Below are 12,808 nucleotides of genomic sequence, written 5' to 3' on the forward strand. Positions count from 1 at the left end.
TAGCGTTCAATGTTTAATTTGACCTTCACACTCCTGAAAAATTTCGCATTTCCGACGGCTGACGCCGGCTGTTATGTCGACATCGACACCACCGCCCGCGCGATGTTGAAGGCAGGCTGCATGAAGCGGACCAACATGAAACGAGATCAGCCTTGCTCGGAAGACCGTAGACACGAGCGCCATTGCACACCTCGATGCTCCGACCCGAGTACGTCAAGAGCATTGACCTTGGGCTAGTGGCCCTCAATCGACTTGTGAGACACAAGATATGGTATCTTGCCGACGCTCCGCTTCGTCGCGCCAATGGAATAGGCCATCGGTATCTTGGGAGAGTTCTCTGGCAGGCCGTACATATCCTTGCCGGCCCGCACTGCAAATGAAAAGTGCTGCCACGAAACCGTGTCATGCTCATTGAGAAAATCGAGCGTCAGACCAGCTGAAATCAGCGCGTTCACCACGTCACTGATCGGGTGGATCCACTCATAATAGCGAGGATGCTTCAAGATGCGGTCATCGCCGGTGTAGGTCAGTTCCTCGTTCCAGGCGAGCGGCCGAGCTATCGGCGTTCGCCAGTCGTGCTTCAACTCCAGAGCCGCGGCCTTTCGATTGCACTGAAACATCAATGGATGGCCCTCTGCCATGTAGAGCCGGCCGCCGGGTCGCAGGAGATCGGCAACCACCCGCGCCCAACGGAACACGTCGTCCAGCCAGTTTACCGAACCCCAGGTAACGTAAGCGATGTCAAAGGTCCGGCCCAGGGCTTCGACCGCCTCGAACAGTGGCGCTTCCACGAAATGCACGTCGGTGCCTGCCTTCGCAGCGAAATCCCGCGCCGCCGCGATCGCCGCGGGTGAAAAGTCGAGGCCGGTCACGCTGCCCGCACCAAGATTCTTCAAGCTGATTGTGTCAAGGCCGATGTGACACTGCAGGTGGACGATATCCTTGCCGGCAATATCGCCGACCTCGCGCGTTTCCAGCTCATAGAGATTGGATCCGCCTGCCAGCACATTCTCGATGTGGTAGCTGCCCGTTGTGTCGGTCGAGTGCAGTTCGGCCCGATCATCCCAATTAAGGCGGTTCGCACCCAGAAACGGTTCCAAATTCCCCCCACTCCCAGCCCGGACTGACGCATGGTAAACAAGTCGTTAAGATACCTTTGCAGCGAAAGTATCGCGCGTCAATCCGGACCGGTCGTCTCTCAAACACGCTTCGGCGGCAACCAAGACGAGCAAGAGCTTCCCGTTGCCAACTTATTTTGTCCCAAGCCTATAATTGTGCCGTTCGTGCTCGTCCTGCGCAGTCAGGTTGGCCTCAACCCTCGGGGCCCAAGAGCTGCGATCCATGACAAATGTTTCACCGGCTCGAGAAAAGAATGAGCTGCCCGCGCCGCTGTCCCGCTGCCCTGACCAGTGGCACGGCACCTTTGGATTTGATCGATCACCGTCAAGTGATCCAGCATGCTGGTCTCGAGTGGAACATAAAGCCTGGAATTCAGTTAGATAGCCGGATTTGACCGGAGTTCCGCCAGATACGGAGGTCCGGCCGGGTAAGGGCATTGGCGCGACGCGGAGTGGGCGGCTTCGGGCGCATTTCGCCGAACCTCAGGCACCTTGCCGAACTCGGGAGCCACAAACGCTCTCTCTATGGAGGATGCCATGAACCAGTGGACAAACGCTAGGCTCTGTGACGTAGCCAACCTGATCCTTGGGGCAATTCTGTTCTTTTCTCCTTGGATCTTCGCCTTTGCGGCAGGCCCACCGACGCAGAACGCCCTCGGCAGCGGAATCTTGATCGTCGTGCTTTCGGTTGCCGCCCTCGCGGCATTTGCCGTCTGGGAAGAGTGGGTGAACCTGGTCGTCGGACTGTGGGTACTCGTATCGCCCTGGGTGCTTGGATTCCAGGCGACCACTGCGATGACCGTGCATGTCGTAATCGGCATTCTGGTCGCCGTCCTGGCCGCAATCGAGCTGTGGATGATGTACCAGAACCCGCCGACGCAGTCCGCGGCTTAGCAGCCGAGCAAGTAGCGGCTGTCTCGACCCGCACTTTGCGGGCGTTGTTGATAGGCGCTGCTGCCGGTGTCGCGGCAGCGGCGACCATGCTGAGTTGGTCTGATCGGGGCAAAAGGAGCGCATATGGTTGGTGACAATCCGCGTTCGACGGCTAGGATTGCGGGGCATCCCATTCATCCGATGTTGGTGCCATTTCCGATCGCCTGCTTCGTCGGCACCCTGCTGACGGATTTGGCCTACTGGCGGACAGCGGAGATGATGTGGGCGAATTTCTCCGCTTGGCTGGTTACCGTCGGCGTGATCATGGGCTGCCTTGCGGCGATCGCAGGCTTGATCGATTTCCTGGCCAATTCGCTGATAAGAGCGCAGCCCCCCGCCTGGCCGCACGTGCTCGGCAATCTGCTTGCGCTGGTGTTGTCCGTGATCAATATGCTCGTGCACACCCGCGATGCATGGACTTCCGTCGTTCCCACCGGCCTGATCCTCTCGGCGGTTGTCGTGCTCATCCTCATCTTCACTGGCTGGCTGGGCTGGTCCCTGGTGTACCGGCATCACGTCGGAGTGGCGGATTGACGCGCGTAGAAAGCTCCATCAGACAGGCCGGGCGCATCGCGGCGTCTATCCTCACCTGCACCGCGGCGATTACGCTTGCCGCGTGCAGCGGCAACGACCCAGATCCCGGCAGCCAAATAGGGCCGAACCCAAACCTGCCCGAGCCGATCCAATATTTCTTCCCGCCCATGCATCTCGCTTCCGTGGTCGGATGGAAGAACGGCGGAAAGCCGACCGTTGCGCAGGGGCTGCAGATCCAGGCTTTTGCCAACGGCTTGCAGCATCCGCGCTCGCTTTATGTGCTTCCCAATGGCGACGTCCTGGTGGTCGAGTCCAAGGCGCCGGGCGGCGAACCAATCAAACGGCCCAAGGATTTGGTGATGGGCTGGATCGAATCCTGGGTCACCTCGGGCGGCGACAGCGGCCCAAGCAATCGCATTACGCTGCTGCGTGACGCCGACGGCGATGGCAAGCCGGAGCTGACCAGCGTATTCCTCGACCACCTCAACTCGCCCTTCGGCGTGGCGCTGGTGGGGAGCGATCTTTACGTCGCCAACACCGATTCCATCGTCCGTTACCCCTACACCACCGGTGACACCAAGATCACCGCGCCCGGAACGCCGCTGACTGCCCTGCCCGGCGGCCCGATCGACCACCACTGGACGAAGAGCCTTGTGGCAAGCCCTGACGGCTCTCTGCTCTATGTCGGCATAGGCTCGAACAGCAACGTGGCCGAAAACGGCATCCAGGCGGAGAAGGACCGCGCCGCCATCTGGCAGGTGGACAGGGCTACCGGCCGGTCACGCATTTTCGCAAGCGGATTGCGCAACCCGAACGGCCTGACCTGGGAGCCTGAGACCGGCGCGCTCTGGGCAGTCATCAACGAGCGCGACGAGCTCGGCCCCAATCTCGTGCCGGATTACCTCACGTCGGTAAAGGACGGCGGCTTCTACGGGTGGCCATACAGCTATTACGGCCAGCATCTCGATCCGCGCGTCATGCCCCAGCGTCCGGACCTGGTCGCGAAAGCGATCGTGCCGGATTATGCGCTGAGTTCCCACCTCGCCCCTCTCGGACTGGCCTTCTATACGGCAACCAGCCTGCCCGAGACATATCGCGGCGGCGCCTTCGTTGGCGAGCATGGCAGCTGGAACCGCACGCGCTTCAATGGCTACAAGGTGGTGTTCGTACCATTCAGCGGCGGCCGTCCGAGCGGCGTCGCGCAGGACGTGGTGACCGATTTCCTGAAGGACAACAAGGCGCGCGGCCGGCCCGTCGGCCTGGCGGTCGACAAGTCCGGGGCCTTGCTCATCGCCGACGACGTTGGCAACACGGTGTGGCGGGTGACACAAGCTGGCCAATGACGCGTGGCATTCTCGTAACCGGCGTCATGGGCGGCATGATCGCGGCAACCCTGCTCGGCATATTCTTCGTGCCGTTGTTCTTCACCCTGGTGGCGAGACTTTCCGCGCCGGCTCCCGCCTTGCGCGATGAGGGTTTGCCGGAGGTGCCGGGCGGCTGAGTTGAAATTAGAAGAAGGCCTGCCGCCGATCTGACCCGAAGGTCCGCCTGCACCGAGAAATTGTATTTTTTGCCGTTCCCACAGCCGGCTCTAGAATTTTCATCGCAAATCGAGCTATGATGCACTTGGTATTTCCCGGGACGGCTTTGCCCCTGGATCGCCGGGAGGAAACGGGACATGGCCGTTGCGCTTGTACTCGTTCTGATAGTCGTGGGCTCGGTGTTGTTCCACTTCCTGAGCCCATGGTGGTGGACGCCGATTGCCTCGAACTGGGACTATATCGACAACACCATCATCATAACTTTCTGGATCACCGGCGTCGTCTTCGCCGCCGTGGTTCTTTTCATGGCCTATTGCGTCTTCCGCTTCCGTCATCGGGAAGGCAATCAGGCGGCATATGAACCGGAGAACAGGCGGCTCGAATCCTGGCTGACAGTCGTCACCGCGGTCGGTGTCACGGCTTTGCTCATTCCCGGCTTGTTCGTCTGGAGCCGGTTCGTCAACGTTCCAAGCGACGCAACCGAGGTCGAAGTCGTCGGCCAGCAATGGCAATGGAGTTTCCGCCTGCCCGGTAAGGACGGTAAGCTCGGCACATCCGACACCCGCGACGTCAACGCTGAAAATCCGCTCGGCGTCATCGCCACCGATCTCAACGGCCAGGACGATGTCGTGGTCGAAGCGGCCGATCTGCATCTGCCGGTCGGCAAGCCGGTCAAGATGCTGCTCCGCTCGATCGATGTGCTGCACGATTTCTACGTGCCGGAATTCCGCGCCAAGATGGACATGATCCCGGGCTCAGTCACCTATTTCTGGTTCACGCCGACCAAGACCGGAACCTTTCAGGTCCTGTGTGCCGAACTCTGCGGCCAGGGACATCCGATGATGCATGGCGTGGTCATGGTCGATACGCAGGAGGATTATCTGGCGTGGCTCGGCCAGCAGCAGACGTTTGCGCAACTGTCGGCGCCCCAGCAGACGGGCTCGGCAAGCCAGGCGCTGGGCCGGACAACGGCGTCAGGTTCGAAGATTGCGGCAAAGCTCGAAACCGTCGGGTCTCGCTGAAAAGGACACGGAGGTGTTCCTATGGTTGATATCACGCCTGCAGATGCCATCCCGCCAGCCGAAGTCGCGGAAATGGAACTCTACCACCCGCACAGCTGGTGGACGAAATACGTTTTCTCGCAGGACGCCAAGGTCATTGCCATCCAGTATTCGGCGACGGCGACAGCGATCGGCTTGGTGGCGCTGGTATTGTCCTGGCTGATGCGGCTGCAGCTCGGCTTCCCCGGCACGTTCGATTTCATCACCCCGGAAGCTTACTACCAGTTCATCACAATGCACGGCATGATCATGGTGATCTACCTGCTCACGGCACTCTTCCTGGGCGGCTTCGGCAACTACCTGATCCCGCTGATGGTTGGCGCTCGCGACATGGTCTTTCCCTATGTCAACATGCTGAGCTACTGGATCTACCTGCTTGCCGTGCTGGTCCTGGTGTCGAGCTTTTTTGCGCCCGGCGGACCGACAGGCGCCGGCTGGACGCTCTACCCGCCGCAGGCGATCATGACCGGTACGCCAGGCGGCCAGGACTGGGGCATCATCCTGATGCTCGTCTCGCTGATCCTGTTCATCATCGGCTTTACCATGGGCGGCTTGAACTACGTCGTGACGGTGCTGCAGGGCCGCACGCGCGGCATGACGCTGATGCGCCTTCCGCTCACTGTCTGGGGTATTTTCACCGCCACTGTCATGGCGCTGCTCGCCTTCCCGGCGCTGTTCGTCGCCTGCGTGATGATGCTGTTCGACCGCGCGCTCGGCACCAGCTTCTTCATGCCGGCTATCGTCGAGATGGGCGAACAATTGCAGCACGGTGGCGGCAGCCCGATCCTGTTCCAGCATCTGTTCTGGTTCTTCGGCCACCCCGAGGTCTATATCGTCGCGCTTCCGGCCTTCGGCATCGTATCCGACCTGATCAGCACCCATGCACGGAAGAACATCTTCGGCTACCGCATGATGGTCTGGGCCATCGTTGGCATCGGCGCGCTGAGCTTCGTGGTCTGGGCGCACCACATGTATGTCAGCGGCATGCATCCCTATTTCGGCTTTTTCTTCGCCACCACGACACTGATCATCGCAATTCCAACAGCCATCAAGGTCTACAACTGGGTGCTGACGCTGTGGCGCGGCGACATCCATCTCACCATACCAATGCTTTTCGCCCTGGCCTTCATCGTCACCTTCGTCAATGGCGGGTTGACTGGGTTATTCCTCGGCAATGTCGTCGTCGACGTTCCGCTGTCGGACACAATGTTTGTCGTCGCCCATTTCCATATGGTCATGGGCGTCGCCCCGATTATCGTGATCTTCGGCGCGATCTATCACTGGTATCCGAAGGTCACCGGTCGGATGCTGAACGAAACACTGGGCCAGTTCCATTTCTGGGTCACTTTCCTTGGCGCCTACCTGATTTTCTTTCCGATGCACTATCTCGGCTTGATGGGCGTGCCGCGGCGCTACAACGAACTGACCGACATGACGGTGATGACGGAATCGGCGCACCACCTGAACTCGTTCATCAGCATCATGGCGTTCATCGTCGGCTTTGCTCAGATTGTGTTTCTGTTCAATCTGATCTGGAGCATCCGCCATGGCCGTGAGGCCGGCGGCAATCCTTGGCGGGCCACGACGCTCGAGTGGCAGACGCCCGAAACACCTCCGGCCCATGGCAATTTCGGCAAGGAACTGCCGATCGTCTATCGCTGGGCCTATGACTACAGCGTGCCGGGCGCCAAGGAGGACTTCATTCCGCAAAACGTTCCGGGCTCGTTCGCCCCCTCCAGGGAGCCGGCATGAGCGTAATTCTGGTCTTCCTGCTCGTGATCGCCGGTATTGCCGGGTGGTGGCTTTCCCACCAGCGGCTGATGACCAAGCCATGGCTCGAGCAAGGTATGGCCGGGGATTTTGTCGGTATGGAAGGATCGGCGCTGCCGACCGCCAAGATCGGGCTCGGCGTCTTCCTCGCCGTCGTCGGCTGCCTGTTCGCACTGTTCACCAGCGCCTATTTCATGCGCATGGCGCTGTCGGACTGGCAGCCGCTGCCCATCCCGCCCCTGCTCTGGCTTAATACCGGCGTACTGGTCTTGAGCAGCATTGCGATGCAGTGCGCTTCGCTCGCGGCGCGCAAGGGTCAAGTGGACATGGTCAGGCTCGGCCTTGCCACCGCTGGACTTACGGCGCTCGCCTTCCTGATTGGACAGCTTGTGGCATGGCGGGAACTGAGCGCAGATGGCTATTTTCTGGCCTCCAATCCGGCCAACAGCTTCTTCTACCTGCTAACAGGAATGCATGGCCTGCATATACTGGGAGGGCTGGTCGGCCTGGGCAGAACGACCGCCGGCGCCTGGAACGGAGCGCGGCCGCAGCGGCTTCGCCTCAGCGTCGAGCTGTGCGCCATGTACTGGCATTTCCTGCTTTTCGTCTGGCTCGCCATCTTCGCTCTTCTGGCCGGCTGGGCTTCGACTTTAATCGACATTTGCCGAGGGTTGCTGACCTAGAAGGAACGGGCGGATGGCAGAGACGACACTGACCCACATCGGCCGAACGGAGCCGCGGCCGGCAGGCTGGCAAGGCATTGCCGACGACTGGTCCTCGGATCAGCGCGCGTTCAAAAACGTGTCCTGGGGCAAGGCCATGATGTGGATCTTCCTGCTCAGCGACACTTTCATCTTCGGCTGCTTCCTGCTCTCCTACATGACCGCGCGTATCTCCACACGCGTGCCGTGGCCCAATCCGAGCGAGGTCTTTGCCCTGCGCATCGGCGGCTCCGAGATTCCGTTGATCCTTATCGCCATCATGACCTTCGTGCTGATCTCGAGCAGCGGAACGATGGCCATGGCGGTGAATTTCGGCTACCGCCGCAACCGCCGCAAGACGGCAGTCCTGATGCTTCTGACCGCAGCACTCGGCGCGACCTTCGTCGGCATGCAAGCCTTCGAATGGACCAAGCTGATCACCGAGGGCGTGCGGCCTTGGGGCAATCCCTGGGGCGCTGCACAGTTCGGGTCATCCTTCTTCATGATTACCGGCTTCCACGGCACGCATGTGACGATCGGGGTCATCTTCCTGATCATCGTGGCGCGAAAGGTCTGGCGCGGGGATTACGATGTCGGACGGCCCGGCTTCTTCACCAGCCGGAGGGGCCGCTACGAGAACGTCGAAATCATGGGGCTCTACTGGCATTTCGTCGACCTGGTCTGGGTGTTCATTTTTGCATTTTTCTATCTTTGGTGAGAGGCAGAACATGGCTGAAGCAACCGCAAACGGCCTGCGACAACACACGCTCGACGGCGCCCATACGCATGATGCGACGACGACCGGCGTTACCCCCGCGGAGGTTCATCAGGAGCACCCGATCAAGCTCTATCTGGTGGTCTGGGCATGGCTGTTCATCCTCAGCACCTGCTCCTATCTGGTCGACTATTTCGGTCTCCACGGCTATCTCAGATGGTCGCTGATCCTGATCTTCATGATACTCAAGGCAGGGTTGATCGTCGCCATCTTCATGCACATGGCCTGGGAACGGCTGGCGCTGACATATGCAATCATCCTGCCGCCGGTGCTGGTGCTGGTGTTCGTGACGATGATGGTCTTCGAAGCGGACTACACGCTTCTCACCCGAATGGCATTTTTCGGGGCTGGCCCCTGACATGCAATCCGGATCCAGGCGGTCCGGTCCTGGAGCCTTCGCCTTGAAACAATCTGCAGCTGGTCCATTTCTGTTGGTATCGGAAACGGCAGGCGATGCCGACGTTTCCACATGCGTCGCGAACACCAGCAAGGGGCGCCCAAGATGACCATCGCAAACAGACTGAAGGACTTCATCGATAGGAAAGGAATTTCTTACGATACCGTCGAGCATCACCGCACGGCGACAAGCAGGCAATCCGCCATTGCGGCACATGTGCCTGGCAGCATAGTGGCCAAATCGGTGGTCGTTCACCACGACCGTGGCTATGCGCTGGCCGTGGTTCCAAGCACGCATAGGATCGAACTTGCGACATTGCAGGATGTCATGGACAAGCCTCTTGGACTGGCCTCCGAAGACGAGGTGATCTCGTTGTTCGGCGATTGCGACGTCGGGGCTGTCCCGCCGATCGGCGCTGCCTATGATGTGCCGGTGGTCGTCGATCAAAGTCTCGGCGACGCTCCCGAAATCTATTTCGAGGGCGGCGACCACAGGACGCTGGTTCATGTGAGCGGCAAGGATTTCCGCGACCTGACAAAAGACGCGCGCCAGGCCCGCTTCAGCCACCCGGCCTATTGAAAGCTCCGACCCACTCTGCCCGCACCGGCCCTCTCGCCGGTGCGGCAGAGCAGATTTTTTTCAGCTCACCGGTCTGGTGGCCGTCGGCGATTCCACAACTTTCCGATAGACATGCCAGGTGGCATGACCAAGGATTGGCAGCACGACTGCCAACCCGGCGAACACTGGCAGCGAGCCGATGATCAGGGCAACGGCGACAATAAGGCCCCACACCGCCATCACGATCGGGTTGGCCAGGACAACGCGCACCGAGGTGTGGATGGCTTCGTAGGCGCCGACATCGCGGTCGAGCAACAACGGGAAGGCGACGACCGTGGTGCACAACACAACCGCGGCGAACACGAAGCCGATGGCGTGACCCAGGATGATGAGCGTCCAGCCGCGTCCCGTGGCGAATATTTCACTGATGAAGCTGGACAGCGATTGCGGTGGCGCCGGGCCGAACAGGGTCTGGTAAAATATCTGGGCCGTCAAAAGCCAGGCGATGAAGATCGCAAGCAGCATGATGCCGACCGCCGCGATAGCCGGCAGCGCCGGAGAACTCCTGACCTCAAAGGCGTGCCTCCACGAGGCGTCGAGCCCGGCTTCCCGTCGCCGGCTGATCTCATAGAGGCCGATCGCCGCGAACGGACCAATTAGTGCAAAGCCGGACACAAGCGGAAACAGCAATGGCAGCGTGTTGTTGCCTGATGTCCAGACAGCAAGCACGACCCCCGCAAGCGGGTAGATCAGGCAGAGAAAAACGATGTGCGATGGCTTGACCATGAAATCGTCGACGCCACGCCTGAGCGCATCGAAAAGATCGGAGACACCGATTTTTCGAACTCTGGTGTGTTCCAGCGTCTCGCTGGCGCCTGCTATCACGTGAAAGCTTGCCATGACCATTCCTCCAGACCAGGTCCGGTAAGGTCGCGGTTTTACGGTGCTGCCGTTTTGCATGACTGGCCACGCGAAACCGCGACCTGCACCATCATCAATATACTCTCATGCGAGGGACTTGTCGCGCTTGTAAGAAGGCCTCGGCGGCCCGACTAGCTCTGGAGGCTTTTCTTCGATATGCTCTTCAAGTCGAAGGTGAAGGTCATGGATGGAAGGACAGTTCTCATACTCGGCCTTGGCGTCGTTGTTCTGCTGTTGCTGGGATTTTGTGCACTGCCAACCTGATGTTTGAGTCGGCCTTGACTTCTCCAATCGCCGAGCCGAAGTCTCGGCCGGGCAGCAACTCTAGAACGCTGAATTAATCCAGATGCATCTAGGGCGCGTACTCATAAACTCGGTTCATGTCCGTTTCAGTCCGAAAGCAACGCAACTGCTGCGTAGCAGCGGAATGTCGCGAAGTGCCGGAACGGGATATTCCAACACCTAGACCACAGCCACGATTACGTGTGCCTGAATTTTGGCAGCAACCTCGCCGCTGCCATGTTTGTCTGCAATCGCGGATGCGGCATAGTCGGTTGCGGCCTCCAGTTCTCCTGCGCCTCTGGCCTCGATTTCGTTTCGAAGAAGAGTTCCCTGACAATAAGCAACGGCCGGAAGGCGCGGCGAGGATGCACGGCTTTGTTCGGCTCTCGTCTCGATCACCACACGGGAGAAGCCTGCGTCCTCCAGCTCGCTACGGATCAGTGCCGTATCGTGGTAGCCGTGCGGCGTGCGTGCCAGAAAGCGCGGCGGATCGTTCGGAAAAATCTTGGCGAGAGCATTCGTCACATCATCCGCAAATACATTCTCCTCGATGCGATCCCATACGTTGAATAAAAAGTGTCCTCCGGGCTTCAGGACTCGCTTTGCTTCGCGGTAGGCAGATGAGCGGTTGGGAAAGAACATCGCGCCGAACTGACAACAAACGAGATCGAAGGCCGCATTTTCAAACGGTAGCGCCAGAGCATCAGCTTGGCGCCATTTGATGCGACTGTCGGGAGCTTGTCGCGAAGCGGCGTAGTCGAGCATCGGCTGGTTGAGGTCGGTTACGATATAGCTTGCGTCAGGGGACAGTTTTGGCGCCAGTGCGCGGTTGACAACCCCGGTGCCCGCGGCGGTTTCCAAGACGGCCCTGGGCGAAAAGGACGCTGCTCGCTGTGCAAGATCTGCGGCGAACGGCTCGAAAATCAACGGCACCATATAGCGATCGTAATTTTCCGGAATCGAGCCAGCAAACACCTTGTCCGTTTCCAACATTTGCTATCCCCCGCCGTCCGTTTTGATTGGCTCGCGAGCCTAGCATACAATTGTTGGTTTTGGGTTGCTTTCGACCGAGAGGCGTCCAACAGCATATGCAGCTATGTCGGGCCGTAGCTCCGCGAAAGCGGAAGTAAGATCAGGCTATTGGTGTCTATCATGATGGACGTGGCGGGTTGATGATGCGCCCGCGTGCATCCGCCGATGGCTGCGCGTTTATGAGTCCACGGCCTAAGGCGGGGAACAAGTCGTCAGTAGCCGGCTGACATGACCGCTCGCATTGCAATGGTGTCGGCAAGCAGCGCCGCAAAAATCGCGAAAAGATAAATAATCGAATAGGCAAACAGCGCCTTTGCTGACTTCATTTCCTTGTCGGCGATGACGAGGACCTTCCAGGCATGCCAGATGAAACCCGCGCCCAATGCGGCCGAAACAATGCCGTAATATCCGCTCGCGAAGCCGAAGGCCCAAGGAAGCACGCCGATTGGCGCAAGAAGCAGCGAATAGGCGAAGATTTGTTTTCTGGTCGAGGCCTGGCCAGCCACATTCGGCATCATCGGGATGCCCGCTGCGGCATAGTCGCCGACCTTGAAGAGGGCCAGCGCCCAGAAATGAGGCGGCGTCCAGAGGAAAATGATCAGAAACAGAATGACGCTATCAATGCCGATCGCGCCGGTTGCAGCCGCCCACCCGATCACCGGAGGAAGGGCGCCCGCAGCGCCGCCTATGACGATGTTTTGCGGCGTCGAACGTTTCAGCCACATCGTATAGATGACGACATAGAAAAAGATGGTGAACGCCAGCAGCGATGCGGCAAGCCATCCCACCAGCACGCCGAGCGTCATGACCGACAGTGCGGAAAGCACCAGGCCGAAGCCGAGAGCTTCGCCAGGCGTGACGCGACCTGACGGGATCGGCCGCTTTGACGTGCGAGACATCAAGGCATCTATGTCCGCGTCATACCACATGTTGAGCGCGCCGGCGGCCCCTGCTCCAACCGCAATTGCGCCGATGGCGATTACGGCGATAACCGGATTCATCACACCGGGCGCCATCATCAGGCCGACGAAGGCGGTAAAAACGGCGAGCGCCATGACCCGTGGTTTCAAAAGCGCAAAGAAGTCGCCGGCCGTCGCTTCCGAGAGGCGGACGCCGGTATCCTTGAGACGGCTTTCTCTAGTCGACATTCAGACGACCACCAATGGGAACGGTAGCCTAGCCGGC

General features: G+C 59.7%; 14 protein-coding genes. 10 read left to right on the forward strand and 4 right to left on the reverse strand.

Annotation, left to right across the window (positions count from 1 at the left end):
• Nucleotides 1-233: 233 nt before the first annotated feature.
• A complete protein-coding gene (locus NKI85_RS02575) occupies nt 234-1,100 on the reverse strand; it encodes a class I SAM-dependent methyltransferase (protein ID WP_352775657.1) in 867 nt (288 codons plus the stop codon).
• Between the two features lie 555 nt (nt 1,101-1,655).
• Here NKI85_RS02575 and NKI85_RS02580 point away from each other — a divergent pair.
• From NKI85_RS02580 to NKI85_RS02625, 10 genes are all read left to right on the forward strand, one after another.
• A complete protein-coding gene (locus NKI85_RS02580) occupies nt 1,656-2,012 on the forward strand; it encodes an SPW repeat protein (RefSeq protein WP_352526005.1) in 357 nt (118 codons plus the stop codon).
• A gap of 123 nt (nt 2,013-2,135) precedes the next feature.
• A complete protein-coding gene (locus tag NKI85_RS02585; protein ID WP_352526006.1) occupies nt 2,136-2,585 on the forward strand; it encodes a DUF2231 domain-containing protein in 450 nt (149 codons plus the stop codon).
• Nucleotides 2,586-2,653: 68 nt separating this feature from the next.
• Nucleotides 2,654-3,928: a PQQ-dependent sugar dehydrogenase gene (locus NKI85_RS02590; protein ID WP_502900639.1), complete on the forward strand. Its 1,275-nt coding sequence runs from the start codon at nt 2,654-2,656 to the stop codon at nt 3,926-3,928.
• Nucleotides 3,925-4,086, forward strand: coding sequence for a hypothetical protein (locus tag NKI85_RS02595; protein ID WP_352775659.1), 162 nt, complete (start codon nt 3,925-3,927; stop codon nt 4,084-4,086). The genes NKI85_RS02590 and NKI85_RS02595 overlap by 4 nt, the downstream gene beginning before the upstream one ends.
• Nucleotides 4,087-4,263: 177 nt before the next feature.
• Nucleotides 4,264-5,148 carry a cytochrome c oxidase subunit II gene (coxB, locus tag NKI85_RS02600; protein ID WP_352775662.1) on the forward strand — a complete coding sequence of 295 codons (885 nt, stop codon included), beginning with the start codon at nt 4,264-4,266 and terminating at the stop codon, nt 5,146-5,148.
• A gap of 21 nt (nt 5,149-5,169) precedes the next feature.
• Entirely contained in the window at nt 5,170-6,939 is a 1,770-nt protein-coding gene (gene ctaD, locus NKI85_RS02605) for a cytochrome c oxidase subunit I (RefSeq protein WP_352526011.1), read from the forward strand.
• Nucleotides 6,936-7,640, forward strand: coding sequence for a cytochrome c oxidase subunit 3 (locus NKI85_RS02610; RefSeq protein WP_352526013.1), 705 nt, complete (start codon nt 6,936-6,938; stop codon nt 7,638-7,640). Before ctaD ends, NKI85_RS02610 begins: the two co-directional genes overlap by 4 nt.
• Nucleotides 7,641-7,653: 13 nt before the next feature.
• A complete protein-coding gene (locus NKI85_RS02615) occupies nt 7,654-8,376 on the forward strand; it encodes a heme-copper oxidase subunit III family protein (protein ID WP_352526015.1) in 723 nt (240 codons plus the stop codon).
• Between the two features lie 10 nt (nt 8,377-8,386).
• The gene (locus tag NKI85_RS02620; RefSeq protein WP_352775664.1) at nt 8,387-8,791 is read left to right on the forward strand and encodes a cytochrome C oxidase subunit IV family protein; all 405 of its coding nucleotides are present in this window, start codon (nt 8,387-8,389) and stop codon (nt 8,789-8,791) included.
• Between the two features lie 144 nt (nt 8,792-8,935).
• Nucleotides 8,936-9,409, forward strand: coding sequence for an aminoacyl-tRNA deacylase (locus tag NKI85_RS02625; RefSeq protein ID WP_352526018.1), 474 nt, complete (start codon nt 8,936-8,938; stop codon nt 9,407-9,409).
• Nucleotides 9,410-9,469: 60 nt separating this feature from the next.
• Here the strand turns inward: NKI85_RS02625 and NKI85_RS02630 are convergent, their stop codons facing one another.
• The 3 genes from NKI85_RS02630 to NKI85_RS02640 form a co-directional block, all read right to left on the reverse strand.
• Nucleotides 9,470-10,288 (reverse strand): DUF2189 domain-containing protein, encoded by an 819-nt coding sequence (locus tag NKI85_RS02630; RefSeq protein WP_352526019.1) that lies wholly within the window; start codon nt 10,286-10,288, stop codon nt 9,470-9,472.
• Between the two features lie 483 nt (nt 10,289-10,771).
• Nucleotides 10,772-11,584 (reverse strand): class I SAM-dependent methyltransferase, encoded by an 813-nt coding sequence (locus NKI85_RS02635; protein WP_352775668.1) that lies wholly within the window; start codon nt 11,582-11,584, stop codon nt 10,772-10,774.
• A gap of 251 nt (nt 11,585-11,835) precedes the next feature.
• Nucleotides 11,836-12,771 carry a heme o synthase gene (locus NKI85_RS02640; protein WP_352775671.1) on the reverse strand — a complete coding sequence of 312 codons (936 nt, stop codon included), beginning with the start codon at nt 12,769-12,771 and terminating at the stop codon, nt 11,836-11,838.
• Nucleotides 12,772-12,808: the final 37 nt, after the last annotated feature.

Source organism: Mesorhizobium sp. M0571 (genome assembly GCF_040320985.1).
Taxonomy (GTDB): domain Bacteria; phylum Pseudomonadota; class Alphaproteobacteria; order Rhizobiales; family Rhizobiaceae; genus Mesorhizobium.

Coding starts and splice junctions, on each gene's coding strand:
- NKI85_RS02580 (WP_352526005.1), top strand. CDS start 1,656: ATGAACCAGTGGACAAACGCTAGGCTCTGTGACGTAGCCAACCTGATC.
- NKI85_RS02585 (WP_352526006.1), top strand. CDS start 2,136: ATGGTTGGTGACAATCCGCGTTCGACGGCTAGGATTGCGGGGCATCCC.
- NKI85_RS02595 (WP_352775659.1), top strand. CDS start 3,925: ATGACGCGTGGCATTCTCGTAACCGGCGTCATGGGCGGCATGATCGCG.
- coxB (WP_352775662.1), top strand. CDS start 4,264: ATGGCCGTTGCGCTTGTACTCGTTCTGATAGTCGTGGGCTCGGTGTTG.
- ctaD (WP_352526011.1), top strand. CDS start 5,170: ATGGTTGATATCACGCCTGCAGATGCCATCCCGCCAGCCGAAGTCGCG.
- NKI85_RS02610 (WP_352526013.1), top strand. CDS start 6,936: ATGAGCGTAATTCTGGTCTTCCTGCTCGTGATCGCCGGTATTGCCGGG.
- NKI85_RS02615 (WP_352526015.1), top strand. CDS start 7,654: ATGGCAGAGACGACACTGACCCACATCGGCCGAACGGAGCCGCGGCCG.
- NKI85_RS02620 (WP_352775664.1), top strand. CDS start 8,387: ATGGCTGAAGCAACCGCAAACGGCCTGCGACAACACACGCTCGACGGC.
- NKI85_RS02625 (WP_352526018.1), top strand. CDS start 8,936: ATGACCATCGCAAACAGACTGAAGGACTTCATCGATAGGAAAGGAATT.
- NKI85_RS02630 (WP_352526019.1), bottom strand. CDS start 10,288: ATGGCAAGCTTTCACGTGATAGCAGGCGCCAGCGAGACGCTGGAACAC.
- NKI85_RS02635 (WP_352775668.1), bottom strand. CDS start 11,584: ATGTTGGAAACGGACAAGGTGTTTGCTGGCTCGATTCCGGAAAATTAC.
- NKI85_RS02640 (WP_352775671.1), bottom strand. CDS start 12,771: ATGTCGACTAGAGAAAGCCGTCTCAAGGATACCGGCGTCCGCCTCTCG.